Genomic DNA, 13,595 nt, shown 5'->3' with positions numbered 1-13,595 from the left:
CCCCCGCGCGAGAGGGCCGAGGCACACCACACCTGACGCTCCACCCCCAGCGCCCCCACCCGGGCGCTCCCGTACCAGCCGGTGCCGACTTCCGGCACCGGCTGGTCAGGGTCGTACCGGCCACCGCCGATGAGGACATGCGTGAGCCTGTCCGACACCGTGGCCGACGCCCCGAGCGCCGCCCCCCGGATCCCCGACGGGCAGGGCCGTGCCCGTCGCCGTGAGCCGCGCACCTACGACTTCCGTCGCCCGACGAAGCTGTCCCGCGAGCACGTCCGCATCCTGCAGATCGCGCAGGAGTCCTTCGCCCGCCAGGCGACCACCACCCTCACCTCGATGCTGCGCACCGGGGCCCGGATGGAGCTCGTCGGCATCGAGCAGTTCTCCTACGACGACTACGTGGCGACCCTGCCGTCGTCCTACTTCGTCGCCGTCTTCACCCTGGAGCCGCTGGCCGGCAAGGGCGTGCTCGCCTACCCGCTGGAGACGGCGATGGCGATCGTCGACCACATGCTCGGCGGCTCCGGTGAGGGCGACCAGCCCGTCCGGCCGATGACCGGCATGGAGAGCGCCATCACCGGCCACCTCCTCGACCGGCTGCTCGCCGAGCTGGGTGAGGCCTTCGCGCACATCACGCCGGTGCAGCCGGTCCTCGACGGTGTCGAGTACAACCCCCAGCTGGCCCAGGCCGCGGCGGGCTCGGAGACCGTCATGGTCGCCACCTACAGCCTGCGCATCGGCGAGCGCGAGCCCGAGGCCACCCTCGTCCTGCCGTTCTCCTCCTTCGCCGCCCCGCTGACCAACGCGGCGTCCCCGCAGCTGTCGGAGTCCGCGCGGCACAAGCGCCAGCGGGCCTTCGAGGCGCTGACCGAGCGACTGGGCGACGTCCCCGTCGACGTCAGCGTGCGGTTCAACCCGATCGTCGTCCCCTCCGGTGACCTGCTGTCGCTGGCCGAGGGCGACGTGCTGCTGCTGCGCCACACGCAGGACAGCCCCCTGGAGGTCACGACCAACGACGTGGTCTTCGCCCACGCCCTCCCGAGCAACCACCGGCGCCGTCTGGCCGCCGAGATCGTCCCCGACACCGGCACCGGCGAACAGGATCGACCATGACCACCGCCTTCACCACCCCGTCCGACTCCGACACCATCGCCGCCGCGGTCGCCGCCGCCGCCCAGGCCGCAGCGGCAGCCATGCCCGCCGAGCTGGACCTGCGCGCCGGGGAGACCGTCGCGGACCCCGAGTCCGTCCCGCTGCCGCCGGCCCCCGGCGCGGCCGTCACCGCGGCACTCGGCGGCGAGGTCAGCGGCGACATCGTGCTGGTGCTGTCGGAGGAGATCGTCAGCGCACTGACCAACTCCCCCGTCGGCGCGATGGACGTCGCGACCGCGCTGCGCCCGGCGCTCGAGGCCGCCGCCGCCGCACTGGGCAAGGTCCGGGTCGCCGCCGAGCGGGTCGAGGACGTCGTCCCCGCACTCGACGGCCTGCGCGACAAGGGCGTCTTCCTCGCCGTCCCGCTGCTGCAGGGCAGCGAGATCTGCGCGACCCTCGCCCTGCAGGTCACCCTCCCCCGCCCGCGCGAGCGGCGCGGCAGCCTGGACCTGCTGCGCAACGTGGCCATGGAGGTCACCGTCGAGATCGGCCGGACCCGGATGACGGTCTCCGAGCTGCTCTCGCTGCACCCCGGCGAGGTCATCGAGCTGGACCGCGCCGCCGGCGCACCGGCCGACCTGCTGGTCAACGGCACGCTCATCGCCCGCGGCGAGATCGTCGTGGTCGACGAGGACTTCGGCCTGCGGATCAGCGAGATCGTGACCGACTCGGGCGAGTACGGGACCTCGCGCGCATGACCTGGATGATCGTCCGCCTGGTGCTGTGCCTGGCCTTCATCGCCGTGGTCCTGCTCTACGCGAGCAAGCTGGCGAAGAAGCGCGGGCTCGGCGGCGGCACCGGCGTCATCGAGGTCGTCGCCCGCCAGCGGATGGGCCGCTCGAGCAGCGTCTCGGTGCTGCGCGTGGCCGGCCGGGTGCTGGTCGTCGGCTCGACCGAGGAGCAGGTCACCCTGCTGGCCGAGGTCGAGGACGAGGAGCTGCAGACCGCGCTGGCCGCCCAGCTCGCCCCCGCCGCCCCCACCGTGGACGGGGAGCAGGTGCCGCTCACCAAGCGCCTGTCCGCGCCCTCGGGCCCGGGGGCCCTGGCCGGCTCGGTGCTGGACAAGAGCACCTGGACGACGGTCGTGCAGGAGCTGCGCGAGCGGACGGTGCGGCACTGATGGCCACCACGCTGCGCATGCCGGCCGCCGGCCACCGGCTCCGCCGGTACGGGTGGCTGATGCCGCTGGTGATGCTCGCCGTCACCGGCGCGATGTTCCTGCTGGCCGGTCCCGCCCTGGCCGCGCCGGTCGCGCCGGTGGCGCCGACCGCACCGGTCGCCCCCGTGGTGGACGGCGGCGGGCTGGACATCTCGATCGGCGGGGACAGCCCCAGCAGCGCGGTGACCCTGATCCTGGCGATCACCGTGCTGTCGATCGCCCCGTCGGCGCTGCTGCTGGTGACCTCGTTCACCAAGATCCTCGTGGTGCTGGCGCTGACCCGCAACGCGCTGGGCCTGCCCACCTCGCCGCCGAACCAGGTGCTCACCGGGATCGCGCTGTTCCTGACCCTCTTCGTGATGGGCCCGGTGTTCAGCGACATCAACAAGGACGCCGTCCAGCCCTACCTGGACGGGCAGATGACCGCCTCCCAGGCCTACGACGTCGGGGAGAAGCCGCTGAAGAGCTTCCTGCTGGACAACACCCGCGACGACGAGCTCCAGCTGATGATCGGCCTGTCGGGTGAGGAGAAGCCGGCCGACGCGCAGTCGGTGAGCATGGTGACCCTGGTGCCGGCGTTCGTGCTGTCGGAGCTCAAGAGCGCCTTCATCATCGGCCTGGTCGTGTTCATCCCGTTCCTGGTGCTGGACATGCTGGTCAGCGCCGCGCTGATGGCGATGGGCATGATGATGGTCCCGCCCAGCGTCGTCTCCCTGCCCTTCAAGCTGCTGCTGTTCGTGGTGGTCGACGGGTGGTCGCTGATCGCGACGGCCCTCGTGGGGTCGTACTCGTGAGCGACGCCGACGTCACCGAGATCGCCACCCAGACGATGATCGTGGCGGCGAAGGTGGCCGCCCCGATCCTGCTGACCGCCCTGCTCGTGGGCTTCATGATCTCGCTGTTCCAGGCGGCGACGCAGATCCAGGAGCAGACCCTCTCCTTCGTGCCGAAGATGATCGCGGTGGCCATCGCGCTGCTGGTGACCGGCAACTGGGTGCTGTCGGAGCTGGTCTCCTTCACCCATCAGCTGTTCGCGTCACTGCCGCGGTTGCTCGGCAAGGGCTGAGGCCACGGTGGACCTGCAGGTCCCCTCGGCCACGCTGGCGGCGCTGCTGCTCGCCAGCGTGCGGGCCACCGGGTTCATCGTCATGGCCCCGCCGTTCAACTCCAGCAGCATCCCGGCCCCGGCCAAGGGCGCGCTGGCGCTGACGCTGTCCCTGGTCGCCTACCCGCACATCGTCGGCACGCTGCCGGCGATCAGCGCCGGCTTCCTCGTCGTCACGGTGATCACCGAGGCGGTGATCGGCGCGGCACTCGGCTTCATCGTCCAGGTGTTCTTCTCCGCCGTGCAGGTGGCCGGCGACCTCATCGACGTGACCGGCGGGTTCTCGCTGCAGCCGGCCTACGACCCGCTGTCGCTGAGCACCCACGGCGTCATCGGCCGGCTCCACTACCTGCTGGCGATCACCCTGATGTTCACCAGCGGCGCGCACCTGCTGCTGGTCCGCGGCTTCGTCACCTCCTACGAGGGGCTTCCCCTCGGCGGGGCGCTGCCGACCGAGCAGCTGGGGCACACCCTGCTGACGGCGTTCTCGATGATGTTCCTGGCCGCGATGCAGATCGCCGGGCCGCTGGTGGCGGTCCTGCTGCTGGCCGACGTGGCGCTGGCGCTGCTGTCCAAGGCCGCCCCGACGCTGAACATCTTCGCGCTCGGCTTCCCGGTCAAGATCACCATCACCCTCGCCCTGCTGGGGCTGACCTTCCCGCTGCTGCCCCCGGCACTGGACGGGCTCATGGACAACGCCCTCCGGGCGATCACCTCGCTGCGGAGCGGCTGACGTGCGCGACGACCCGAGAGGAGGTGACTGATGGCCCAGGACGGTCCGGGTGGGGAGAAGACAGAGAAGCCGACACCCGAGAAGCTCAAGAAGGCCCGCAAGGAAGGGCAGATCCCGCGCACCCAGGAGCTGGGCACCTGGCTGGGCACGGCGGCCGCGAGCGTCCTCGTGCCCGCCCTGGTGGGGAAGGCGTTCCACGAGGTCCAGGTGCTCTTCATCCAGATCGGCTCCGTCACCCGGAACCCCGAGACGGCAGCGGTCACCGCACTGCTCGGCCAGGCGCTGGACGCCTTCCTGGTGACCGTGCTGCCCATGGCGCTGGGGATGATGCTGGTCGGCACCCTGTCCTCGGCGGCCCAGGGCGGGGTCACGTTCGCCACGAAGAGCATGAAGCCGACGCTGAAGAAGCTGAACCCCTTCCCCGGCATCAAGCGCATGTTCGGCACGCAGGGGGCGTGGGAGGCAGCCAAGGCGCTGATCAAGACCATCGCGCTGGGCGTCGTGATCGTCGTCACCTCCGACAAGGCGCAGGAGCTCGTCTCGGCCTCCGGCGCGCTGCCGCTGTCGGAGGTCGCGCGCACGTTCTCCGAGTCCGCCGTGCTGATGTTCCGGGTGGTGGCCATCACCGGCCTGGCCATCGCGATCGCCGACTACGTCGTCGTCCGCAAGAAGATGATGAAGAAGCTCAAGATGAGCCACACCGAGATCAAGCAGGAGCACAAGCAGGCCGAGGGCGACCCGCACGTGAAGGCCCAGCGCCGCGCGACCCAGATGGCGATGTCGCGCAACCGGATGATGTCCGAGGTCGCCGACGCCGACGTCCTGCTGGTCAACCCCACCCACGTCGCGGTGGCGATCAAGTACGACCCGATGAAGGGAGCCCCCCGGATCGTCGCCAAGGGCGCCGGCGAGGTGGCCGCCAAGCTGCGCGCCCGCGCCGAGGAGTGCCGGGTGCCGATGGTGCAGGACATCCCCCTCGCCCGGGCGCTGCACGGCTCCTGCGAGATCGGCCAGGAGGTGCCGGCGCAGCTGTTCACCGCCGTCGCCCGGGTGCTGGCCTTCGTGATGCACCTGTCGGCCAAGGGCGTCCGCGGCGGCATGCACCGGCCCGGCTTCGAGGCCCCCGACCTGGTCGACCTGCCCAAGGCCGGCCGCCGCCGCTGACCCTCCGGCCCCACCCGCCCCGCCCACACCCTCCCGCTGCGTCGCCGGGGGCGGTTGTGACCAGCGGGGCCAGCGGGCTGCCCGCGCACGGCCGCGCGGTACGGACCGTTCCCACGGCTGCCGAGAAGGTCCCTGAGGAGCGCACCGGCGCACCACCTCCGCACCGGTTCGCCATCCGCACAGGAACGAGGTCTCGTGGGCAAGCTGACCAAGGCAGCCGTCCCCGTCGGCGTCGTGTCGATCGTGCTCATGCTCGTCGTCCCGCTGCCGGCCGCCGTGCTGGACCTGCTGCTCGGCTTCAACATCGCCGCGTCGCTGCTGATCCTGCTGGTGTCGATGAACATCCGGCGGCCGCTGGACTTCGCGATCTTCCCGTCGCTGGTGCTCATCGCGACCTTGCTGCGGCTGGCGCTGAACGTCTCCTCCACCCGCCTGGTGCTCAGCGACGGCTACGCCGGCAAGGTCATCGAGGCCTTCGGTCACTTCGTGATCGGCGGCTCGCTGATCGTCGGACTGGTCATCTTCATCATCCTGACGATCATCCAGTTCGTCGTCATCACCAACGGTGCCGGCCGCGTCGCCGAGGTCGGGGCCCGCTTCACCCTCGACGCGATGCCCGGCAAGCAGATGGCCATCGACGCCGACCTCAACGCCGGCCTGATCAACGAGGCGCAGGCGCGCCGGCGGCGCACCGAGGTCACTGCCGAGGCCGACTTCTACGGCTCGATGGACGGTGCCAGCAAGTTCGTCAAGGGCGACGCCATCGCCGCCATCATCGTGACCCTGATCAACCTGATCGGCGGCTTCGCGATCGGGGTCATGCAGAAGGGCATGTCCCCCGGCGAGGCGGTCTCCACCTACTCCCTGCTCAGCGTCGGCGACGGTCTGGTCTCCCAGATCCCCGCGCTGCTGATCTCCACCGCGACCGGCCTCATCGTCACCCGCTCGGCCGCCCAGGGCGACATGGGCAGCGACCTGCTCGCCCAGCTGGGCCGCAACAAGCAGCCGGTGCGCATCGCCGGCATCGCCTCGATCGCGCTGTGCCTGATCCCAGGCCTGCCGAAGCTGCCGTTCCTGCTCATCGGCGGGCTCTTCCTCCTCGCCGCCAGCCGGCTCACCGAGAAGCCGGACGTCGACGAGGACGAGGCGCCCAAGGGCGAGCTCGAGGCCGCCGAGGCGCAGCCGGACTCCCCCGAGGCCATCGCCGACCGGATGCGGGTCGACCCGCTGGAGCTCGAGGTCGCCTTCGACCTCGTCGAGCTGGTCGACACCGCCCGGGGCGGCGACCTGCTGGACCGGGTGAAGGCGCTGCGCCGCAAGGTCGCGATGGAGACCGGCCTGGTCATCCCGCTGGTCCGCACCCGCGACAACCTGGACCTGCCCGCCTCGCAGTACGTCATCTGGCTCAACGGCGTCCCGGCGGCCAAGGGCTCCTCGCCCGCCGGCACCGTGCTCGCCATCGGCGACCACCTCGACGGGCTGCCCGGCAAGGCCACCCGCGAGCCGGTCTTCGGACTGGCCGCCAAGTGGGTGCCCGCCGAGCTGCAGCGGCAGGCCGAGATGGCCGGCGCCACGGTGGTCGACCGCTCCTCGGTCATCACCACGCACCTGGCCGAGGTCGTGCGGCAGAACGCCTCCGCGCTGCTGGGCCGCGAGGACGTCAAGGTGCTGGTGGAGATGGTCCGCCGCTCGCACCCCGCCGTCGTCGACGAGCTCACCCCCGCGCTGCTCAGCCTCGGCCAGGTGCAGCAGGTGCTGCAGGCGCTGCTGGACGAGGGCGTCTCCATCCGCGACCTGGTGCGCATCTTCGAGGCACTGTCGCTGCGCGCCAAGGTCTCCACCGACCTCGACGGACTGGTCGAGGCCGTGCGCACCGCGCTCGGCGCGGCGATCAGCCACCCCTACGTCACCGACGACGAGCGACTGCACGTCATCACGCTGGACCCCTCGTTCGAGCAGCGGCTCCTGGAGTCGGTGCGGCAGACCGAGGGCGGGCAGGTGCTGGCGCTCGACGGCCACACCGTCGACGTCCTGGTCCGCGGCGCCACCGACCTCCTCGAGGACGCCGAGCGGCTGAACCTCTCCCCCGTGCTGGTCTGCTCCCCGCAGATCCGCGCCGCACTGTCCCGCCTGGTCCGCCAGGTCCTGCCCCGGCTGACGGTCATCTCCTACAACGAGGTGTCCCGCACAGCACAGATCGAGTCCCTGGGAGTGGTGAGCGGTGCCTACGCAGTCCGTTGAGGCCGCCACGCGTGACGAGGCCATCGCCGCCGCGCGTGAGCAGTACGGGTCCTCGGCCCGCGTCGTCGGGGTCCGCCGCATCCGCTCCGGCGGGATGTTCGGGTTCTTCACCAACGAGCGGTTCATCGCCGAGGTGGAGGTCCCCAAGGCCGCCGCCGCCCCGCGCGTCCCGGCCGACGACGCCCGCCCGGCCGCCGCGCCGGCGCCGTCCCTGGACGACCGGATGGCCGAGCTCGCCGACCTGCTGGGCTCGGTGTCCCCGAAAGCACCCGACGTCGCGCTGTACGACCGCGCCGGCAGCGCCGCGGCCGACCCCGCCCGCCGTCCGGTGACCGCCCGTGCGCTGGCGGCCGACCGGGTCGCCGCCGACCGGGTCGCCGCCCCGGCCCGGGTGACCGCCGGCCGCACCGCGACCCCCGAGTGGGTCGAGGAGTGGATCGACGAGCCTGCGCCCGCCCGGTCCGCCGTCCGCTCGCCCGGCCGCGCCGCCACCGCCCCGGCCGCCGGCCGGCGCACCGAGGCCAAGCCGTTCGCCCCGGCCAAGGCCACGCTGATGCTGTCGGCGGAGGAGCTGCAGGCCCAGCGCCCGGTGGCCGAGCCCGCCGTCGAGGAGTCCGTGCGCCCCTCCCCGTTCGCCGCCGCGCTGACCCGGATGGTGGCCTCCAGCCCCGTCCAGGCCGCCGCCGAGGAGGCCGCGGAGACCGCCGCCGCCGCCGCTGCTGCCGAGGAGGCTGCTGCGGCCGAGACGGCTGCCGCTGAGGCCGCTGCGGCCGACGCCGCCCGCACCGCTGCCGCCCGGATCGAGGCGGCCGCCGCCGAGGTCACGCGCCAGCGGGTCCAGGCCGCCGCGGCCGAGTCCGCCCGCGTCGAGGCCGCCCGCACCGAGGCGGCGCGCACGCGTGCCGCAGCCGAGGCCGCCGCTGCGGCCGCCGTCGCGGCGGAGGCCGCACAGGTGCAGGCCGAGGCCGAGGAGGCGGCTCGCATCGAGGCCGCCCGCATTGAGGCTGCCCGGGTCGAGGCTGCCCGCATCGAGGCCGAGCGGGCTGAGGCGGCCCGCATCGAGGCTGCCCGGGTCGAGGCGGCTCGCATCGAGGCTGCCCGCATGGAGGCTGCTCGCATCGAGGCCGAGCAAGCCGAGGCAGAGCGCCTCGAGGCTGCCCGCATCGAGGCAGTCCGCGCCGAGGCTGCCCGGGTCGAGGCCGAGCGGCTCGAGGCTGCCCGGGTCGAGGCCGCCCGGGTCGAGGCCGAGCGGGCCGAGGCCGCCCGGCTGCGGGCCGAGGCCGAGGCCGCCGCGGAGGCCGCTGCCGAGGCGGTCCGTCGTCAGGCGGAGGCTGCCGAGGAGGCGGCCCGTCGCCAGGCGGTGGCGGAGGCCGCCGAGGCCGCCCGCCGTCAGGCAGAGGAGGCCGAGGCGGCTCGCGCCGAGGCCGCTCGTCTCGAGGCGGCCCGGATCGAGGCCGCTCGGCTCCAGGCCGAGGCCGAGGCGGAGGTCGCTCGTCTCGAGGCCGCTCGCGTCGAGGCCGCTCGCGTCGAGGCCGTCCGGGTCGAGGCCGCTCGGCTGCAGGCCGAGGCGGAGGCCGCCGAGGCCGTCCGCGTCGAGGCCGCCCGTCTCGAGGCTGCTCGTCTCGAGGCCGCTCGCGTCGAGGCCGCTCGCGTCGAGGCCGTCCGGGCCGAGGCCGCCCGGCTGCAGGCCGAGGCCGAGGCCGCCGAGATCGCCCGCGTGGAGGCCGCCCGTCTGGAGCTCGCCGCGGGGGTGCAGGCCGAGCTGCCGGCGCTGTCGATGGTCGAGTCGGTGCGGAACGCCGACGAGGAGCTCGCCGACCTGCTCGAGGAGGTCCTGGCGGCCAACGGCTCCGGCCGTGGGCGGCACCGCTTCCCCGACGTCAGCGCCGACGACCGCGTGCGCGACGTCCCCCAGCCGTGGGCCTACGAGTCCACCGAGCCCAGCGCCTACGACACCGGGTCCCACCGGGTCGACGCCCTCCGCGGCACGGCGTACGCCAGCGACGCCCGGATCGCCCAGCGGGCCGCCCAGGCCGCCGCTGCCCAGAGCATGGTCGTGGACGCCGTCCTCGTCGACGAGTCCCCGATCCAGGAGGTCCGCCACATGGAGCACCGTCCGACGGAGGCCCAGGCGCAGCACGTCGCCGTCCCGGTGACGCTGGCCCGCACCGCCAGCGACCCCGCACCGCTGCCCATGGACGCCACCCGGATGATGCCGGCGCTGTCGCTCACCCCGCCGCGCGCCCTCGGCAGCAGCAGCAGCGGCGCCGGCTCCCGGCCCGGTCTGCCGCCGGTGCGCCGCGGCCGCCCGCCGGTGCCCGCGTCCCGGCCGACGGCGATGCGCCCGCAGGTGTCGCCCGCGGTGTCCTCGCCGACCCTGCCGTCGATCGGTGCGCCGTCGTTCGGTGCTGCGCCGTTCGGTGCGCTGACCTCCGCCGGTGAGACCGGCGACCGGCTGGCCACCGTCCACCACCTGGTCCCGGCGCCGTCCAGCGCGCTGGCCCCCTTCGCGATGACCGGTTCCGAGGAGCTCGAGCTGCGGCTGCTCACCCTCGGCGTCCCCGACGTCATGCTCGGCCCGGACTTCTCCGCCGATGCCGCCACCCGCGGCGTCTACGCGGCCCTGACCCGGACGCTGACCGAGCACCTGCCCGCCGCCCCGTACGTGGTGGCCGAGCCCGGCGACGTGATCATGGTCGTGGGCCCGGGCGCGGAGACCTTCGCCGCGGCCCGGTCGCTGGCGCTGTCGCTGCGACTGGAGCCCGAGGACGTGCAGTGGGCCGCCTCCGGCGCGCTGGCCGGCCTGGCCCCGGCCCCGAGCCGGATCACCTCGCTGGAGACCGCGCTCGAGCGCCGCCGCACCGCCACGACCGACACCGTGACGATCGTGGCCGTCGACGCCCCGCTGCGGACCTCCGGCGGGCCGTGGATGGAGCACATGCTCTCGGTGTGGGACCCGGCCACCGTGTGGGCGGTCATGGACTCCACCCGCAAGCCCGAGGACCTCGTCCCGTGGCTGGACGCGCTGCCCCGCGTCGACGCCGTCATCGTCTCCGACACCGACGCCACCGCCGACCCGGCCGCCGTGCTCGGTCACGTCGACGTCCCGGTCGCGCTGGTCGACGGCACCCGGGCCACCGCGCACCGCTGGGCCTCGCTGCTGTGCGAGCGGCTGGAGGAGATGGACGCATGATCAGCCCGTTCCGGTGGGACGTCGTGGTGACCGGCTTCGTGCTGGCCGTCCCGGTCTTCTTGCTGGCGCTGCGCGGGGAGTTCACCGCCGAGGACGTCCTCACCCGGCTGCTGTGGTGCCTCGGCGCCGGCTGGGCGGTGGTCTCCCTGGTCCGCTGGGCGAGCACCCCGCCGCCCCCGGTCAAGCCCGCCAAGCGGTCCGCGAGGCCCGCCGAGGCCCCCGCCGACGGCGAACCCGCCCCCACCGCCTGACCCAGCGCCCGGCCGACCCGGCCAGACCTGCGTGACGGTGTGCGCTCCGGCGGGGTGATCGGCATCGGAACTCTGCGTCAACGCACTCCGTCGGCCGTCGTCCACAGGTCCGCCGGGCGGCGGGCGCTGTGGTGGCCGCTCTGCGCCAGGCTGTCGGAGTGGCGTGGGACGTGACCGCCCTCATCGGCGAGCGGGGCTGGACGACCCGCAGCGAGCTCGTCGGCCGGGTGGACCGCGGGTCCGTCGACGCCTGGGTGGCCGCCGGCCGACTGGTCAGGCTGCAACCGGGCGTCTACGCACTCCCCGCCGCGGCGGCGGACTGGCGCACCCGCATGGACGCCGTCGCCCTGACCCGTCGCGGCATCGTCAGTCACCGCTCCGCTCTCGCACTGTGGGAGCTCATCCCGGTTCCCGAAGGTCCCGTCCACCTGACGGTCGACACCGCCCGCAGCGCTCGCGGCTCGGCCGGGGTCGTCCTGCACCGGGCACCGGACGTCGACGAGATCACCCGGCGCGTCCGGGGCATCCCGGTGGCCTGCGTGGAGCGAGCGGTCGTGGACACCTGGCCGACGGACCCCGTGCTGGTCCGCTCGGCGGCGATCGAAGCAGTCCGGGCGCGGCTGTGCACACCAGCTCACCTGGAGCACGAACTGGCGCGGCGCCCGCGGTTGCCGGGACGCCGCGACCTCGCCGCACTCGTCGGCCTGCTCGCCGACGGGTGCCGCAGCGAACTGGAGATCTGGGGCTGCCTGCAGGTCCTGCGCGGACCGGGCATGCCCACCTTCGTGCAGCAGCGCGAGGTCGTGGTCCGCGGCGAGCGGTTCATCCTCGACGCCGCGTACGACGACGTCCGGCTCGCGGTGGAGATGGACGGTGCGGCTTGGCACGGCTCGCGCCGGCAGCGGGAGTCCGACATCCGCCGGGACGCCCTGCTCGCGGGCATCGGCTGGCTGACGCTCCGGTTCGACCACTCCCGGATGACCACCGACCCGGCCGACTGCCGGCGTGACCTGCTCGCCGTGCATGCGGCCCGGCGGGCGCTGTTCGGTGTGCGTTGAGGCGGGGTCCCCGGCGTGGGGCCCCCGCCTCAGCGCACACGGTGGGTCAGAGGGGCAGGTCCTCGAGCATCTCGGTGACCAGGGCGGCGATCGGGGAGCGCTCGGAGCGGGTCAGGGTGACGTGGGCGAACAGCGGGTGGCCCTTCAGCGCCTCGATCACCGCGGTCACGCCGTCGTGGCGGCCGACGCGGAGGTTGTCGCGCTGGGCCACGTCGTGGGTGAGCACGACGCGGGAGTTGGTGCCCAGCCGCGACAGCACGGTGAGCAGCACGCCACGCTCCAGCGACTGGGCCTCGTCGACGATCACGAAGGAGTCGTGCAGCGACCGGCCGCGGATGTGGGTCAGCGGCAGCACCTCGATGAGCCCGCGGGCCACGATCTCGTCCAGCACGGCGGCGGAGACCAGCGCACCGAGGGTGTCGAAGACGGCCTGCGCCCAGGGCGCCATCTTCTCGTCGCCACCGCCGGGCAGGTACCCGAGCTCCTGGCCACCGACGGCGTACAGCGGCCGGAAGATCACGACCTTCTTGTGCGCCCGGCGCTCCATCACCGACTCCAGCCCGGCGCACAGCGCGAGCGCGGACTTGCCGGTGCCGGCGCGCCCGCCCATCGACACGATGCCGATCTCGGGGTCCATCAGCAGGTCCAGGGCGATCCGCTGCTCGGCCGAGCGGCCGTGCAGCCCGAAGGCGTCGCGGTCACCGCGCACCAGGCGCACGGACTTGTCCGGGGCCACCCGGCCAAGCGCCGACCCTCGGCCGCTCATCAGCACCAGCCCGGTGTGGGTGGGCAGCTCGGCGGCGGCCGGGACGTCCGCCGTCCCGTGCTCGTACAGGGCCTGGATCTCCTCCTCCTCGAGCGCCAGTTCGGCCATCCCGGTCCAGCCGGCGTCGACGGCGCCCAGCGCCCGGTACTCGTCGGTCTCCAGCCCCAGGGCGGCGGCCTTGACCCGCAACGGCACGTCCTTGGTGACCAGGCAGACGTCCTTGCCGTCGGCGCGCAGGTTCAGCGCGACGACCATGATCCGGCTGTCGTTGCTGTCGTTGCGGAAACCGGCGGGCAGCACCGAGGCGTCGCTGTGGTTGAGCTCGACGTGCAGCGTGCTGCCGGCGTCACCGACCGGGACGGGTGCGTCGAGGCGGCCGTGCTGGACCCGCAGGTCGTCGAGCGCGCGCAGCGTCTGGCGGGCGAACCACCCGAGTTCGGGGTGGTCGCGCTTGGCCTCCAGCTCGCTGATGACCACCAGGGGCAGCACCACGTCGTGCCCCTCGAAGCGCAGCAGCGCGCCCGGGTCGGAGAGCAGGACGGAGGTGTCGAGGACGAACGTGCGGCGCGTGGTCACGAATCGGCTCCCGTGGGGCGCACAGCGCGCCCCGGCTCGAAGGCGGCCGGGTCCCGGCGCTGGGGCCGGGACGCGGCCCCCTTGGCTGACGTACGACGTCGCACCAACCGGGCCTCCCGTGGACGACGAGGTGAGCTCGTCCTCCATCCCGGACGCTAGGCGTTCCCACCGACAGGAACACCCCCGGGACACGCCAA

General features: G+C 73.6%; 12 protein-coding genes. 11 read left to right on the top strand and 1 reads right to left on the bottom strand.

Annotated features, from left to right (window positions below):
* Positions 1-141: 141 nt before the first annotated feature.
* The 11 genes from KUM42_RS14535 (at position 142) to KUM42_RS14485 (ending at position 12,056) form a co-directional block, all read left to right on the top strand.
* Positions 142-1,113, top strand: a complete 972-nt coding sequence (locus KUM42_RS14535; RefSeq protein ID WP_237493243.1) for a flagellar motor switch protein FliM — start codon at positions 142-144, stop codon at positions 1,111-1,113.
* Complete coding sequence (gene fliN / locus KUM42_RS14530) at positions 1,110-1,850, top strand: flagellar motor switch protein FliN (protein ID WP_237493242.1); 741 nt, start codon at positions 1,110-1,112, stop codon at positions 1,848-1,850. Before KUM42_RS14535 ends, fliN begins: the two co-directional genes overlap by 4 nt.
* The gene (locus KUM42_RS14525; RefSeq protein ID WP_237493241.1) at positions 1,847-2,272 is read left to right on the top strand and encodes a flagellar biosynthetic protein FliO; all 426 of its coding nucleotides are present in this window, start codon (positions 1,847-1,849) and stop codon (positions 2,270-2,272) included. The genes fliN and KUM42_RS14525 overlap by 4 nt, the downstream gene beginning before the upstream one ends.
* Positions 2,272-3,105, top strand: a complete 834-nt coding sequence (gene fliP, locus KUM42_RS14520) for a flagellar type III secretion system pore protein FliP (protein WP_237493240.1) — start codon at positions 2,272-2,274, stop codon at positions 3,103-3,105. Before KUM42_RS14525 ends, fliP begins: the two co-directional genes overlap by 1 nt.
* Entirely contained in the window at positions 3,102-3,377 is a 276-nt protein-coding gene (fliQ, locus tag KUM42_RS14515) for a flagellar biosynthesis protein FliQ (RefSeq protein WP_237493239.1), read from the top strand. Before fliP ends, fliQ begins: the two co-directional genes overlap by 4 nt.
* Positions 3,378-3,384: 7 nt before the next feature.
* Positions 3,385-4,149 (top strand): flagellar biosynthetic protein FliR, encoded by a 765-nt coding sequence (gene fliR, locus KUM42_RS14510; RefSeq protein WP_237493238.1) that lies wholly within the window; start codon positions 3,385-3,387, stop codon positions 4,147-4,149.
* A 30-nt stretch (positions 4,150-4,179) separates the two neighbouring features.
* Positions 4,180-5,313 (top strand): flagellar biosynthesis protein FlhB, encoded by a 1,134-nt coding sequence (locus KUM42_RS14505; RefSeq protein ID WP_237493237.1) that lies wholly within the window; start codon positions 4,180-4,182, stop codon positions 5,311-5,313.
* A 195-nt stretch (positions 5,314-5,508) separates the two neighbouring features.
* Positions 5,509-7,554, top strand: a complete 2,046-nt coding sequence (flhA, locus tag KUM42_RS14500; RefSeq protein WP_237493236.1) for a flagellar biosynthesis protein FlhA — start codon at positions 5,509-5,511, stop codon at positions 7,552-7,554.
* The gene (locus KUM42_RS14495) at positions 7,535-10,747 is read left to right on the top strand and encodes a hypothetical protein (protein ID WP_237493235.1); all 3,213 of its coding nucleotides are present in this window, start codon (positions 7,535-7,537) and stop codon (positions 10,745-10,747) included. The genes flhA and KUM42_RS14495 overlap by 20 nt, the downstream gene beginning before the upstream one ends.
* Entirely contained in the window at positions 10,744-10,998 is a 255-nt protein-coding gene (locus KUM42_RS14490; protein ID WP_237493234.1) for a hypothetical protein, read from the top strand. Before KUM42_RS14495 ends, KUM42_RS14490 begins: the two co-directional genes overlap by 4 nt.
* A gap of 158 nt (positions 10,999-11,156) precedes the next feature.
* Positions 11,157-12,056 carry a DUF559 domain-containing protein gene (locus KUM42_RS14485; protein WP_237493233.1) on the top strand — a complete coding sequence of 300 codons (900 nt, stop codon included), beginning with the start codon at positions 11,157-11,159 and terminating at the stop codon, positions 12,054-12,056.
* Positions 12,057-12,102: 46 nt separating this feature from the next.
* Here KUM42_RS14485 and KUM42_RS14480 read toward each other — a convergent pair whose 3' ends face one another.
* Positions 12,103-13,398 (bottom strand): PhoH family protein, encoded by a 1,296-nt coding sequence (locus tag KUM42_RS14480; protein WP_237493232.1) that lies wholly within the window; start codon positions 13,396-13,398, stop codon positions 12,103-12,105.
* Between the last annotated feature and the right edge of the window lie 197 nt (positions 13,399-13,595).

Source organism: Modestobacter sp. L9-4 (assembly GCF_019112525.1).
In the GTDB taxonomy this organism is placed as follows: domain Bacteria; phylum Actinomycetota; class Actinomycetes; order Mycobacteriales; family Geodermatophilaceae; genus Modestobacter.
This window is presented reverse-complemented; position numbering and strand designations above follow the sequence as displayed.

What these genes read in the sequence shown, in the direction of transcription:
- fliN (WP_237493242.1), top strand. Translation starts at nt 1,110, where the DNA reads ATGACCACCGCCTTCACCACCCCGTCCGACTCCGACACCATCGCCGCC.
- fliP (WP_237493240.1), top strand. Translation starts at nt 2,272, where the DNA reads ATGGCCACCACGCTGCGCATGCCGGCCGCCGGCCACCGGCTCCGCCGG.
- KUM42_RS14525 (WP_237493241.1), top strand. Translation starts at nt 1,847, where the DNA reads ATGACCTGGATGATCGTCCGCCTGGTGCTGTGCCTGGCCTTCATCGCC.
- KUM42_RS14490 (WP_237493234.1), top strand. Translation starts at nt 10,744, where the DNA reads ATGATCAGCCCGTTCCGGTGGGACGTCGTGGTGACCGGCTTCGTGCTG.
- KUM42_RS14505 (WP_237493237.1), top strand. Translation starts at nt 4,180, where the DNA reads ATGGCCCAGGACGGTCCGGGTGGGGAGAAGACAGAGAAGCCGACACCC.